Origin of the sequence: Cohnella laeviribosi DSM 21336 (assembly GCF_000378425.1) — a bacterium.
GTDB lineage: Bacteria > Bacillota > Bacilli > Paenibacillales > Paenibacillaceae > Cohnella > Cohnella laeviribosi.
Genome location: NZ_KB899826.1, coordinates 1 through 12,837, shown reverse-complemented (window position 1 = coordinate 12,837; position 12,837 = coordinate 1). Strand labels below are relative to the sequence as shown.

Genomic DNA, 12,837 nt, shown 5'->3' with positions numbered 1-12,837 from the left:
GTATTGCCTATGGGGGATATCGCCATCCGCATACGGGAACGGCACCCAAAGCGGGGAGGCGCACTTGACATTCGCAGCCTTTAAGTATATATTTTGCTTACTAAAAGTTAGTGATCCGTTGAACTCAGGCCGGCCGTTGAAGGTAGTGAGAAGTATGCGTTCCTTTGGGAAGTTTGGCTAGGGAAGCTCAGGGAATTCAACGGTACTCCGGGCAAGGGAAACGAATATAATAGTCGAAAAGCCGTCAATGAACCGTTCATGCGTCCCGATACGATATTTGCAAAAGGACGTCGAAATTTAGTAGGCTATAGATAACATCGTTTTCATCAGGGGGAGGGGAACGGTATGTTGAAACTGGGGGAGAAAATCATCATCGTCGGCGACAGCTTCGAACAGAATCTTCCGGTGGGAGATTACGGATACATCATTGCATACGACCGCAACAACGACAGCGTCTTTGATTATATTATCCGGGTGCCGAAGGCGAACCGCCAATTCTATGTGTCGGCCCGCGACATCGAACGCGAAGAAAAGCTGCTGGCGCTTGAGGCCGAACGGATCGAACGGGAAGCGCTGATCGACTTTGCGCTTGCGACCCGCAACGAGGAGCTGTTCAAGCGCATCATGAACGGCGAATCGACGGCGTTCAAAGACGGCGGGGAAGATAAAGAAGTGATGAGCCGCGACGAATTCATCCGCCAAGTGAACCTGAAAGCGTGGATTTGAACGAAATCCGGAACAGGGGCAAGCTGACCGATACCATATCGGCCGGCTTGCTTTTTTTTCGTTCTCCGGTAATCGGGCGTGCCATCCGCTAGGACGGCGAGGCCGGCCGGCTTGGCTCTTAGGCGCCGACAAACGCGGGAACCGGCACGGGAGACGGCCGCCCGAACAGATAGCCTTGCAGCAGCGGGACGCCCGCCTTGCGCAAATAGCGCCAATCCTTCTCGTCGTCCACGCCCTCGGCAAGCACGGTTCCGCCAAAGCGGGAAGCGCGTTCCAGCGCTTTTTCGATAAGGCTTTGTTTCAGCAGGCTCGCGTGGCACCCCTGGACCATGTCGCGTTCGAGCTTGATGTAATCCGGCTGAAGCCGTTCCATCGTTTCCAGCGTGGCATGTCCTTCGCCCAGGTCGTCCATCGCCAGGCGAATGCCCTGTCCTCTGTACGCCTTGAAAATATCGGAGAGATGGCGGATGTCGTGAAGTTCTTCCGTTTCCACAACCTCGAAGACGAAGTCGGCCGGATCCATGCCGCTCGAGCGGATGGCGCTGACCGTTTCCTGCAGGAAAGAGGTCGGACGGTACAGGGATGACGGGAGAAAATTGACGAATTTTTTGATTCCGTTGGGCACGTGGCGGGCGGCGACCCGGATGGCGGAATTGCGCGCTTCCCGGTCGAGGAAGGAATGAAGACCCGATTCCCGCGCGATCGAAAACAGCTCCGCAGGCCGAAACGGAGGGTGCTCCGGCAGCGGTCTGAGCAGAAACTCGTAGCCGAAAAGGGCGCCGTCCGCGCGGACGATCGGCTGCAGGTAACTGGTAAACCGGCGGTGCAAAATCAAATCGGAGATCCGGTCGTTTCCGACGCGGGAAAAGAGGAATTCGACCGACTCCCATCCGTCCTCCTTCCCGTAGGCGGATGAATCGGTTTCGGGACAGGCCGCCGGGCCGTTGTCCGATCCGGAATCATTTGCGTCGTCATACGTTATTCGGCAGCGCAAGCTGCGATATTGCTCGGGCGCGAGCCGGCGCTGCAGCGCGGTGACAAGCTGGAGCAGCGGAGCGGGCTCCTCGTAGGTTGCGGACCATACCCTGCCGCCTTTTTCGCGGTCTCTTTGCAGGGCCAACTCGTCCAGGATGTCGCACACCTTGGGATCGTCCGAAGCGAATTCGAGCAATCCGGCATCCCTGAGCGGAAGCCGGCGGTTGCAGATGTGATGCTGGCGCATATTTCCACCTCCGTACGGCATTGTCATTCTATTATTGCCCAAATTCCGCGTTTGCGAATCGCAAATCCGGAGAAGGAAACGCGGGCGGCCGAAGAACGATTCATTGAGTTCAAAACCGTTGTCCGATATAATAATGAAAATGATCGGACAGCCGAACGTGAGGAGGAATACCGAAGATGAGCATTAGCGTCAAGGACGTCGAACATGTCGCCAATTTGGCCCGGCTGGCGCTGACCGAGGCCGAAAAGGAGCAGTTCGCCGGCCAGCTCAGCGCGATTTTGAAATACGCGGAGAAGCTGAACGAATTGAACACGGACGGAATCGAACCGACCAGCCACGTGCTCCCGCTGTACAACGTGATGCGCGAAGACGAGGTAAAGCCTTCGCTCCCGCATGCGAAGGTAATGGCCAACGCGCCGGAAGAAGAGGACGGACAGTTCAAGGTGCCGTCCGTGTTGGAATAGGGTAAAGCCAGCTTACGATTCGTTTTTGCCTCGCAAAAACATAAGGAGGAACTTATCTTGTCGTTGTTGAATCAGCGATTGCGCGAAGTTCATCATCTGCTCAGCCGCAAGGAGCTGTCGGTAACGGAGCTTGTCGACGCTTCGTTCAAACGCATTGCCGAAACCGAGGAGCGGATCGGCGCTTTCTTGACGCTCGACGAGGAAGGCGCGCGGAATACGGCCCGGCAGCTGGACGAAGGCTCCGCCGAAGGCGCCGGTCTGCTTTACGGCTTGCCGGTCGGCATCAAGGACAACATCGTCACCGAAGGGCTGAGAACGACTTGCGCGAGCAAGTTTCTGGCCAATTACAACCCGATTTACGATGCGACCGTCGTGACCAAGCTGAAAGAAGCCCGGACGGTCACCGTCGGCAAGCTGAACATGGACGAGTTCGCCATGGGCGGCTCCAATGAAAATTCCGCCTTTCATACGACCCGCAATCCGTGGGACACGGACCGCGTGCCCGGCGGCTCCAGCGGCGGTTCCGCCGCAGCGGTCGCGGCCGGACAAGTTTATTTCGCGCTCGGTTCCGACACCGGAGGCTCGATCCGCCAGCCGGCCGCTTACTGCGGCGTCGTCGGCCTGAAGCCGACGTACGGGCTTGTTTCCCGTTTTGGCTTGGTGGCGTTTGCATCCTCGCTCGACCAGATCGGCCCGATTACGAAAAACGTCGAGGACGCCGCCTTCGCGTTGCAGGCGATCGCCGGTCACGACGAGCGCGACTCCACTTCCGCCAACGTGGAAATTCCGGATTACGCGGCCGCGCTGACGGGCGAAGTAAAGGGTATGCGCATCGGCGTGCCGAAGGAATATCTCGGCAAAGGCATCGATCCCAAGGTTAAGGAGCGGGTTCTGGAAGCGCTCAAGACTTTCGAATCGCTTGGCGCCGTCTGGGAAGAAATATCGCTCCCTCATACGGAATATGCCGTTGCCACTTATTATTTGCTCGCTTCCTCGGAAGCATCCTCCAACCTGGCCCGGTTCGACGGCGTCCGCTACGGCGTAAGGGCCGACAACCCGGAGAATTTGCTCGATTTGTACCGGCGGTCCCGCAGCGAGGGCTTCGGAAACGAAGTGAAACGCCGCATCATGCTCGGCACGTATGCGCTCAGCTCCGGCTACTATGACGCTTATTACAAAAAAGCCCAGCAGGTACGGACGCTGATCAAGCGCGATTTCGACCAGGCCTTCGAAAAATACGATTTGATCATCGGTCCCACGGCGCCGACGACCGCGTTCCGCATCGGCGAGCAAGTGAACGATCCGCTCACGATGTATTTGAACGATATTTGCACGATCCCGGTCAGCCTGGCCGGCGTGCCGGCAATCAGCATTCCGTGCGGCCTGGCGGATGGTTTGCCCGTCGGTCTGCAAATTATCGGCAAGCCGTTCGACGAGGCTTCCGTGCTGCGCGCAGCGCACGCGTTCGAAAGCCATACGGACCATCACAAGCTGCGCCCTGCGCTGTAATCGAACCCAAGGAGGAGCAACGAATGTCCATCCTTTCCCCATACGAAACGGTTATCGGGCTGGAGGTCCACGTCGAGCTGCATACGAAGTCGAAAATTTTTTGCGGCTGCTCGACGTCCTTCGGCGCCCCGCCGAACACGCATACATGCCCCATCTGCCTCGGCCATCCCGGCGTGCTTCCGGTGCTGAACCGCCAGGCGGTGGAATTCGCCATGAAGGCGGCGATGGCGATCAACTGCGAAATTGCCGAATGGTGCAAATTCGACCGCAAAAATTATTTTTACCCGGATTCGCCGAAAGCGTACCAGATTTCGCAGTACGACCAGCCGATCGGCCGAAACGGCTGGATCGACATCGAAGTCGACGGCAAGACGAAGCGGATCGGCATTACCCGTCTGCACCTTGAAGAGGATGCGGGCAAGCTGACGCACATCGAGGGCGGCTACGGCTCGCTCGCCGATTTCAACCGCGTCGGCACGCCGCTTGTCGAGATCGTCTCCGAGCCGGATATCCGGTCTCCGGAGGAAGCGAGAGCTTATTTGGAAAAGCTCAAGGCCATCATGCAGTATTGCGAAGTTTCCGACGTCAAGATGGAAGAGGGCTCGCTTCGCTGCGACGCCAATATCAGCCTTCGTCCGCGCGGCCAGAAGGAATTCGGCGTGAAAACCGAACTCAAAAACATGAACTCCTTCCGCGGCGTTCAGCGCGGGCTGGAGTATGAGCAAATGCGGCAGGCCGAAGTGCTCGAAAGCGGCGGCGTCATCGTGCAGGAGACGCGCCGTTGGGACGAAGCCCAAGGCAAAACGTTCAGCATGCGAGGCAAGGAAGACGCGCACGACTACCGTTATTTCCCCGACCCGGACCTCGTCCGGCTGCATATCGACGAGGAGTGGAAGGCTCGCGTGCGGGCGTCCATTCCGGAGCTTCCCGATGCGCGCAAAGCCCGCTACACGCAGGAATACGGCCTGTCTTCCTACGATGCGGGCGTGCTGACGTCCTCGAAGAAGCTCGCCGATTTGTTCGAGGAAAGCTTGAAGTATACGAGCGATGCGAAGGCTTCCGCCAACTGGATTATGGGCGATCTGCTCGGCTATTTGAACGCGAACAACCTGGAGCTGGACGACGTCAAAATCACTGGCCAAGGGCTTGGCGAGATGATCGGCCTGATCGAAAAAGGCACGATCAGCAACAAAATCGCCAAAACGGTGTTCAAAACGATGCTTGAAAAGGGCGGCTCGCCGCAGCAGATCGTCGAAGAGCAAGGGCTTGTGCAAATCAGCGACGAAGGCGCAATCATTGCGATCGTCGACGAGGTCATCGCCCGGAATCCCCAATCCGTCGAGGATTACCGCGGCGGCAAGGAGAAGGCGCTCGGCTTCCTCGTCGGACAGATCATGAAGGAAACGAAAGGCAAGGCGAACCCGGGGCTTGTGAACAAGCTTCTTTTGAAACGTCTTAAAGCCTAAACGGCGGCATAAAAAACGGCAAACCCGGATTTCGGTCCGAGGTTGCCGTTTTTTTGCAAATAAGGAGGGATATCGTCGTGGTGATCGAGCGATTGCATTTGCAGGACTACGATACCGCGGAGGAGCTGTGGAGTCTGCAGCAGGCTGCGTACCGCATGGAACTGGCGGCGATCGGGGAGGCGGTGGAGCTTCCGCCTTTGAAGGATACGGTCGCCTCCCTGCAGCGGAGCGCCGAAACTTTCTGGGGCTGCCGCAGCGAAGACGGAGAGCTGATTGGGGCGGTTGCCGCGGAAGAAGAAGGCGGCGTCGTCACGGTTTGCCGCATGATGGTTCATCCCGAATTCTTCCGCCAAGGCATTGGAAGCCGGCTTCTGGACTGCGTCTTGAACGCATATCCTGAGGCGAGAAGGTTTGAAGTTACGGCGGAAAAACGAAATGCGCCGGCGATCGCGCTTTACGGGAAGCTTGGCTTTTCGCCGGTCGGCACCGTCGAGCCCCTGCCCGGCATTACGCTCGTTCGAATGGCAAAGGACGTCCGGACGCAACCTTAGACTTTAGTCGGGTTTTGTCCCCGCCGCCAAGCCATTGCCGGGCTTGGATCGGGGTGCTACAATATGGAAAACGCTAGGAAGGCGAGAGGGAATGAACAATCCATGGGTGCTGGACAACTGGCATCTGATGATGAGACTGCTGCTGTCCGTCCTTCTCGGGGGCGTAATCGGTTTTGAACGGGAACGGAAAAATCATGCCGCGGGTCTGCGCACGCATACGCTGGTCAGTCTGGGTTCGTGCCTTATTATGATTTTATCGATATACGGATTCTCGGAATTCGTCGGCCAGCCGGGCGTCCAGCGCGATCCGGCGCGGCTTGCCGCGCAAGCGATTACCGGCATCGGGTTCCTCGGAGCGGGAACGATCCTGTTTACGGGCAAAGCGATTACCGGGCTCACGACGGCCGCGTCGCTCTGGGTCGTGATGGCGATCGGACTGGCGGTGGGAGCCGGCTTTTACGTGCCTGCGGCGGCGACCTCCTTACTGACTTTGTTCGTGTTATGGGGCTTGAATATCCTGGAAAAGCGTTACGTGAACAATTTGAAGGAGCATTTGTTTACCGTAACGCTGGACGGGAACATGCCGGTGACGGAACGGATCGAGGAGCTGCTGCGGCAGAAGGAAGCGAAGCTGCTCAAAATCCGCCTGGACGAACTGGAGCGGGATGGCGACGATGCCGCACGCATTCGTCTGCTGATGAACGTCCGGCTTTCAAGGGAGGAACAGCTGCTGTCCGTCACGGAGCAAATCCGGAAGCTCGAAGGGGTTCGTTCCGTCGCGGTGGAATGAACCGAAAAACGCAGGGGCGGAGGCACAAGAAGCCATTTTTGCTGGAGGGTTGAACCATGAACGACACTATGCGCATACGGAGGAAAAGTAAATGGATTGCCGGCCTCCTGGCCATGTTCGTGCCGGGAACCGGTCACATGTACCTGGGGCTGATGTTCAAAGGCGTCGCGATCATGATGCTTCTTGGGCTGAATATTTGCGGCATCGTATTCACGGCGGTCGAACTGAACGGAAACGTGCTCTCGATCGTATTGCTCAGCCTGCTGATTCCCATCCTGTATTTTTACAACCTTTTCGATGCGCTGCAGAGCGCCGATCTGGTCAATGACCGCTCCCGCGCGGTGGAATGGGGATACGGCTGGCCCGGCCAGAACGGATGGAACGGGAACGATACGCCTCCGTCTCCCGAAGGCGCGCCGCTCCAGCAGCCCCAGCCTTACCAGGCGTACCAGCATCCGTCCGTTAACGGCGGGGGGACCGGACTTGTGCTGCTTGCGGCCGGGGGACTTGTGCTGCTTACGGTCATCGGCTTTGAGTGGCCGCAGCGGCTGCTGCACGAAACCGGATCGGTCGCAGGCGGGATCGTTCTCATCGCCGCAGGCGTTTTCATGTGGATGAAGGAACGGCGCATGCACCCGGACGGCCACGAGTGATGAATGCTTCTTCCATTGACAATCCGGAAAATTTACACGTACAATGGGGTTAACATACTGAAAGGCTGTGAGGAGCATGGACTCCAGGGTTCATCAGGCCGTGGACCAGCTCAAATCCGGAGGGGTCCGGATGACGCCGCAGCGTTACGCCATTCTTCAGTTTCTGATAGAGTCGCGGGATCATCCGACTGCGGATGACATTTTTCAGGCGTTATCGCCCCAATACCCGAGCTTGAGCGTGGCGACGGTCTACAACAACTTGAAATTGTTCGTGGATGCCGGGCTCGTGAAAGAACTGACGTATGGGGACGATTCCAGCCGCTTCGATGCGGATTTGTCCGACCATTATCATGCCATCTGCACCAATTGCGGAGTGATCGTCGATTTCGACCATCCTCCGGTTCGGGATGTGGAGAAGGCGGCGGCCACCCGGACGGGATTTCTCGTTCAAGGCCATCGCATGGAAGTTTACGGCCTTTGCCCGACGTGTGCGGCGCTCCGAGCTTGACCTTGACTTTTTTCGAACGATATAGACGCGCGAAGGACATCCTGCGCGCGTTTTTCATTGGGCTATTTCCATTCGAACGGATAAAGAGAACGCTTTCAATCAGATGGCCGGGCTGCCGCGTTGCAACCGGACGACGGTTTCGCTCGTCCATTCTCATGGACAGCCAAGATATGGGGAGAGTGAGCGATTGGAAACGACGTTGATGGCCAGCCGCCGCCGGAGGCGCAGGCGATCGGGGCCGGTATTTTTGTTTTTGCTGCTGGTCGCGGCATCCTGCGCGTTCGTCGTCTGGTGGGGGATGAATCAGCCGAACCGGAATCATATCGTGCCGGAATATATGGAAAAGCCTCATCCGATTATGCTGAACGGCCAATGGATGAAAACCTATGCCCGGGGCGAAGGGGAAGGCTTGCTGATTCCGCTGGAAGCGGCCGAGCAATTGCTGGGCGACGGAATACGTTACGAGAAAGCCGGCGAATCGATTATTTTGACGACCGCAACGAAAGTGCTGCATTTTAAGACGGGCGAATTGGACGCGACGTTGAACCGGAAGCCGTTCGCCTTAACGTTTGCGGCCCAGAAAGTGGACGGAGTTCTGTATTTGCCGTTCGCGCCGCTCGAGCAGCTGTTCGGCATCCGGGCGGAAGCCGGAGCCAAGAGCGGAATCATAACGCTGACCCTGCCGGATTCTTCGCTTCAAAAAGCCAAAGTTCCCGGCAAGGAAGGAGAAGGCAAAGGAGTCAAACTGCGCAGCGGTCCGGGCCGCAAATTCCCAATCGTGGAGGATTTGCAGGCGGGCGCTTCCCTCATTCTCTGGGGCGAGGAGGAAGGCTGGTACAAGGCCCAATCCGCCGAAGGCCATATCGGCTATGTGGCCAAGAAAGATGCCGTCCTTGCGGATATCGAGCGGGTGCCTTCGCCGTCCGAAGAAACCGAGGAGCCTTTTGTGGCCTGGAAGCAGACCGGAAAACGAATCAATATGACCTGGGAGGCGGTCTATTCGGCCAATCCGGATACGTCCCAAATCGGCGAGCTCACCGGCGTCAACGTCGTCAGCCCGACCTGGTTCGAGTTGCAGGACGGAAAAGGCACGATCAAGAGCAAGGCGGATGCCGGCTATTCCGCCTGGGCCCGCGCGAAGGGCATTCAGGTATGGGGGCTGTTCAGCAACGGCTTCGAACCGGACCGGACGACGGAAGCGCTGGCGACCTACGAGAGCCGGGCCAACATGATCCGGCAATTGCTGGCATACGCCAAGTCGTTCCGGCTGCAGGGCATTAATATCGATTTTGAAAATGTATATACCAAAGACAAGGACAATCTCGTTCAATTTGTGCGCGAGATGACGCCGCTTATGCACGAGCAGGGGCTGGTCGTTTCCATCGACGTCACCCCTAAGTCGAACAGCGAGATGTGGTCCTTGTTTCTGGACCGCAAGCGGCTTGCCGAAACGGCCGATTATTTGATTTTGATGGCCTATGACGAATACTGGGCGACCAGCCCGACAGCCGGATCGGTTTCCTCCCTGCCTTGGACGGAAGCGTCCGTGAAGCGGCTGCTGGAAGAAGACTCGGTGCCGAGGGACAAGCTGATCCTGGGCATGCCGCTTTACACCCGCCTGTGGACGGAAACGCCGGACGGCAAAGTCACGTCCAAAACCATGAGCATGAACGCGGTCAAAGAGCTGCTGAAGGAGAAAAAATTGACCCCCAGGTTATCTTCCGATACGGGGCAGCACTATGTGGAGTACAAGGAAAACGGCGCCACGAAAAAAATCTGGATCGAGGACGCAACCTCCATTCAAGCGCGCGCCGGGCTGGTCAAAAAATACGGTTTGGCCGGAGCGGCCACCTGGCGAAGGGGCTTCGAGTCCGCCGATATCTGGAAGGCGCTGGATCAGGCGCTGCAAAGCTATCCGTAATATAACGAAAGCGCAGCTTCGGGGAAGCCGGTTCCCTGAACTGCGCTTTTGTTTTTTTGAATCGATTCCGTTATTTGGCTTGCGGAGCCGTCTGTTCCGAAGTTTCCGTCCCGGTCGTCGCCAGGGACGGGTCCCATGTCAGAATCGTATGGCAGTACATGCAGCGGTCCGTTTGGCCGAGCATTTTGGTGCGCTTTCCGCATTCCGGGCAATCGATGACCGGCGCGTTGGTGGAAAGCATGCCGACCCAAAAATAAATGATCATGCTCGCCATGCAGGCGATCAGTCCGAAAACCATGAAGATGCCGGCAATAATTTTCCCGACCTGTCCGAACATCAGAATTCCGCTCGTGCCGAACACCATCAGTCCCATTCCCCCGAACACCGCCAGCAGCGCCCACGTTCGCAGGGTGGAAATTTTGCTTGCTTTTAACCTCATACCGCGTTGCTCCCGTCGTCTAATTAATGAAGCTTCGGCAGGAAACCGAAACGCTATGTAGAAAGATAAATACAGTCGCACTTCTCATTATAGCCCACAATTCGCGTACAGGCCACTTGTTCGAAACGCAGGCGGTTTTGTCGCGTACAAAGGCGGTGTCGGTCATGAGTCGATTGGATGCAAGTGGTTTGTTCTATACGGATTTATTCAGCCGCGAGAAGGGGTTGATCAGCTTGATGCTGGTGTCGAACCCTTCCGCCCACCACACTCTGATTGACGGAATGGATCGTCTTGTTCTTGCGGTGTGCGAAGAAGTGGCCGACAAACGGGACCTGGAGCATTGGATGTGGGGAGGAACGCGAATTCTCGTTCGCAGGGTAACGAAGAGCCGGCTGGAAAACGAGTTGGGCGGCGGGGCCAATACGGGACTTGCGCAGTGGCTGGCGTACGGCGACATCCTGCTCGACCGCAACGGCTACCTCGAAAAGCTGCGGCAATCCGCGAGCAGGTGGCCGGAAGCCGCCAAGGAACGAAGGCTGTTGTGCGAATACTCCGATTTTGCCAAATCGTATTGGCTGGCCAAGATGAGCTTAAGCGACGGACATTTTATGGATGCCTACAATTACGTCCTGATGTCCCTGCAGCATTGGGGGAACCTGGTGCTGATCGAAGAAGGCATGCGTCCCGACAGCAACGTCTGGGAACAGGTGAAGCGGGTCAATATGGGCATTTACAAGCTCTACGAAGAGCTGACCGCCAACGAGGAAACCCTGGAGCAGCGCGTTCGGCTTGTGATGCTGGCTTGCGAATTTTCCCTTGTTACGAAAATGAAAACGTCCTGCGCGCTGCTGCTTCGGCTGCTTGGCAGCCGCCCGGAAGGGTGGAGTTCGGCCGAGCTGGCCCATCATCCGGAACTGGCCGGCTTGCCGCTGGACCTGGAATCGGTGCTGTTCAAGCTGGTTAAGCGGGGGTACGTGCGGGAAATGACGCGATCGCTTCGGGACCATGTCAGCGGTCTGCTCGAAATAAGGTATGTGGCGGAGCGCTTGAATTGACCATACTTGCTCATGCCGCCAGGACAACGTCCTGGCGGTTTTTTGTTATTTTTCTTGAACGAAGCCGAAAGAGAATTTATAATTTCGATAACGATTCTCATTATCGATTTTGAATTTACAATCTCCGCTTGGAGCTGATCGAAAGATGTACGGAAACGAACCGGTAAAAGGGGAATTGCTTTTCCACCAAACTTCCGTCAAGGTGCTCGAAGACCAAACCATCGTCACCGCCCCCGCGGGCCGAGGCGTATTTCGAACCGGACAAAACGGAGAATGGATTGCGCTGGCGGAAGGAATGCCTCCGAAGACGCATGTGAACCGGCTTCAATCGATGGACGGCACCCTCTATGCATGCACGGACAAGGGGATGTTCAAGCTTGAGGAAGAGGTCTGGCAGCCGATGGACATGCCGATGATCTGTTATCAATACAAGGAGACCGGGCACGCCGCATTCGCCGCCACCTCGCACGGGCTTTGGTGCAAAACCGCGAAAGGCTGGAAGAGCACGGCCTTCCCGCATGCGGCGGTTTATGATTTTTTGTACACGCCCCATTATATTTTCCTCGCCATGGATTGGGGCATCGCCATGTATGACCGACTTACCTGCACTTGGGAACGGTTTGTGTTGAACTCGAGGATTACGGGACTTGCGGTATTCGACGGCAGGTTGCTGGGCGTTACCGACCGCGGCGGATGGGTGCTTGGAAACAAGAAAGGGAACTTTGACAAAGTCCGGTTTCCCGGCATGTATATCTTCAATGTGGCGATGCGGGAACGTTCCGTTTATGTTTGCGCCGATCGGGGGCTGTACCGGCTGAACATGATCAGAAAGCAGCCCGCGCTCCTGTCCGTATGCATAGGTTGCCCGGTTACGGACCTGGATATAAGGGACGACTGTTTGTATGTGGCGACGCTGAGCGAAGGCGTTCAAACGATCGACATGCGCTGAGACGGGCCAAAACGGCCGGGGAAGGAGGTTAGAAAATACTGAAAAATAAGATCTTTTATTTTGCGAAAAAGGGCGTTGACGAACGCGCCGGAGTTGTGATAAATTAATTCTCGCCGCTGAGAGATGGCAACGCGAAAGGCGATGTCGAAAAAAAAGTGCGGACGAAATAAAAAAAGTCCTTGCAAATCAGCGAGCAGATGTGATATATTAATCGAGTCGCTGTTATGACGGCGGCGCGAAAGCGAAGGCCTTCGGGCCAAGCGATTGCTCCTTGAAAACTGAACATCGAGCGTAATTCGAAACACCGTCAAGCAAGAGTTTTTCTTGCGAGACAAGCCAGAATGAATTTGGAGCCAAACGGCTCTTCGATAAACCGGTCCGTTGGACCTTTTATGGAGAGTTTGATCCTGGCTCAGGACGAACGCTGGCGGCGTGCCTAATACATGCAAGTCGAGCGGACCTTCGAGGGAGCTTGCTTCCGAGAAGGTTAGCGGCGGACGGGTGAGTAACACGTAGGCAACCTGCCCTTTAGACCGGGATAACATTCGGAAACGGATGCTAAGACCGGATAAGCAGTCTCTTCG

13 protein-coding genes and 1 rRNA gene are annotated in these 12,837 nt (G+C 56.7%); 12 read left to right on the top strand and 2 right to left on the bottom strand.

The window, feature by feature from the left end:
- The first annotated feature begins 345 nt into the window (after positions 1-345).
- Positions 346-726 carry a hypothetical protein gene (locus F560_RS0113125; RefSeq protein WP_019006194.1) on the top strand — a complete coding sequence of 127 codons (381 nt, stop codon included), beginning with the start codon at positions 346-348 and terminating at the stop codon, positions 724-726.
- A 118-nt stretch (positions 727-844) separates the two neighbouring features.
- Here F560_RS0113125 and F560_RS0113115 read toward each other — a convergent pair whose 3' ends face one another.
- Entirely contained in the window at positions 845-1,948 is a 1,104-nt protein-coding gene (locus F560_RS0113115; RefSeq protein WP_019006192.1) for an EAL domain-containing protein, read from the bottom strand.
- 176 nt (positions 1,949-2,124) lie between these two features.
- On the opposite strand from F560_RS0113115, the gene gatC reads away from it, so the two are divergent.
- The 8 genes from gatC to F560_RS0113075 all read left to right on the top strand — a co-directional run bounded on the left by gatC (position 2,125) and on the right by F560_RS0113075 (position 9,810).
- Entirely contained in the window at positions 2,125-2,412 is a 288-nt protein-coding gene (gene gatC / locus F560_RS0113110) for an Asp-tRNA(Asn)/Glu-tRNA(Gln) amidotransferase subunit GatC (protein WP_019006191.1), read from the top strand.
- A 57-nt stretch (positions 2,413-2,469) separates the two neighbouring features.
- Positions 2,470-3,921 carry an Asp-tRNA(Asn)/Glu-tRNA(Gln) amidotransferase subunit GatA gene (gene gatA, locus F560_RS0113105; RefSeq protein WP_019006190.1) on the top strand — a complete coding sequence of 484 codons (1,452 nt, stop codon included), beginning with the start codon at positions 2,470-2,472 and terminating at the stop codon, positions 3,919-3,921.
- Between the two features lie 23 nt (positions 3,922-3,944).
- Positions 3,945-5,387, top strand: a complete 1,443-nt coding sequence (gene gatB / locus F560_RS0113100) for an Asp-tRNA(Asn)/Glu-tRNA(Gln) amidotransferase subunit GatB (RefSeq protein WP_019006189.1) — start codon at positions 3,945-3,947, stop codon at positions 5,385-5,387.
- Positions 5,388-5,464: 77 nt separating this feature from the next.
- Positions 5,465-5,938: a GNAT family N-acetyltransferase gene (locus tag F560_RS0113095; RefSeq protein WP_019006188.1), complete on the top strand. Its 474-nt coding sequence runs from the start codon at positions 5,465-5,467 to the stop codon at positions 5,936-5,938.
- Between the two features lie 91 nt (positions 5,939-6,029).
- Entirely contained in the window at positions 6,030-6,728 is a 699-nt protein-coding gene (locus F560_RS0113090; RefSeq protein ID WP_019006187.1) for an MgtC/SapB family protein, read from the top strand.
- 56 nt (positions 6,729-6,784) lie between these two features.
- Positions 6,785-7,381 (top strand): TM2 domain-containing protein, encoded by a 597-nt coding sequence (locus tag F560_RS23275; protein ID WP_156828987.1) that lies wholly within the window; start codon positions 6,785-6,787, stop codon positions 7,379-7,381.
- A 76-nt stretch (positions 7,382-7,457) separates the two neighbouring features.
- Positions 7,458-7,889 (top strand): Fur family transcriptional regulator, encoded by a 432-nt coding sequence (locus F560_RS0113080; RefSeq protein WP_019006185.1) that lies wholly within the window; start codon positions 7,458-7,460, stop codon positions 7,887-7,889.
- Between the two features lie 187 nt (positions 7,890-8,076).
- Entirely contained in the window at positions 8,077-9,810 is a 1,734-nt protein-coding gene (locus F560_RS0113075; protein ID WP_019006184.1) for a glycosyl hydrolase family 18 protein, read from the top strand.
- A gap of 70 nt (positions 9,811-9,880) precedes the next feature.
- Here F560_RS0113075 and F560_RS0113070 read toward each other — a convergent pair whose 3' ends face one another.
- Entirely contained in the window at positions 9,881-10,249 is a 369-nt protein-coding gene (locus F560_RS0113070; RefSeq protein WP_019006183.1) for a DUF2614 family zinc ribbon-containing protein, read from the bottom strand.
- Positions 10,250-10,413: 164 nt separating this feature from the next.
- Here F560_RS0113070 and F560_RS0113065 point away from each other — a divergent pair, with 164 nt between their 5' ends.
- From F560_RS0113065 to F560_RS0113055, 3 genes are all read left to right on the top strand, one after another.
- Positions 10,414-11,304: a nucleotidyltransferase-like protein gene (locus F560_RS0113065; RefSeq protein ID WP_169449903.1), complete on the top strand. Its 891-nt coding sequence runs from the start codon at positions 10,414-10,416 to the stop codon at positions 11,302-11,304.
- Between the two features lie 145 nt (positions 11,305-11,449).
- On the top strand, positions 11,450-12,253 hold the full coding sequence (locus F560_RS0113060) for a hypothetical protein (protein WP_019006181.1): 804 nt from the start codon (positions 11,450-11,452) through the stop codon (positions 12,251-12,253).
- Positions 12,254-12,642: 389 nt separating this feature from the next.
- Positions 12,643-12,837: ribosomal RNA gene (locus tag F560_RS0113055) — 16S ribosomal RNA — on the top strand; the annotation flags it as partial.